The organism is Psychrobacter sp. 1U2 (assembly GCF_051847575.1).
In genome coordinates this window covers 1-705 of the sequence record NZ_JBPYDC010001103.1, presented here as the reverse complement: position 1 = coordinate 705, position 705 = coordinate 1, and the positions used below count along the sequence as shown (strand labels likewise).

Here is a 705-nt window from a genome sequence, read left to right as displayed (position 1 = left end):
TCTGCATATTGCATGGCTTTGGTCATACAATAATGTGCCGATAGCGCCGTGACACCTATAATTATAAGCCATAGCCACTGAATACCTACTGGCGTCGTCCACCCGTCTATAAATAAAAGCAACCCCAAAGGCGCTTGTATAAAACACATCATAAAAATAATCGTGATTGGGCTATCCGTATTAGATAACGATTTTGTGGCCACATGAGAAAAGGCATAACAGATGGCTGCACCCAACACGATTAGTGACGCATAGTGAGCAACATCTAGGCTAGGTTGAACGATGACTATTATCCCAAGAATGCCTAATAGTACGGCAATAACTTTTTTTACCGTGATAGATTCTTTTAAGAAGAAATACGAGATGATTATCGTCCAAAAAGGGACAGTGAATTCAATAGCAAAAACGGTGGCTAGGGGCAGTAGTCCTATGCCTAAGAACCAACCGTATTGTCCCGCGAAATGAAATAGATTCCTTACTAGGTGTAGTTTGATACGTGTGGGAAATGAGAAACGCGCCTTCTTCAACAGCAGTACGATTGGCAATAGTACCAATAGGCCGATGATACTTCGGAAGAATAAAATCTGAAAAACACCAATTTCATTATTCAGCTCACGAGCACCAATGGCCATCAAACAAAATGAGCTGAATGCGCCAATCATCCAAAGGGTAGAGCGGATCATAATGGTGCAATCCTGTATATAA

Annotated in this window: 1 protein-coding gene; it reads right to left on the bottom strand. The window is 41.4% G+C overall.

Annotated features, from left to right (window positions below):
- A partial coding sequence (locus ACS8FD_RS20620; protein WP_439277239.1) for a DMT family transporter occupies positions 1-683 on the bottom strand: 683 nt, incomplete at its 3' end.
- Between the last annotated feature and the right edge of the window lie 22 nt (positions 684-705).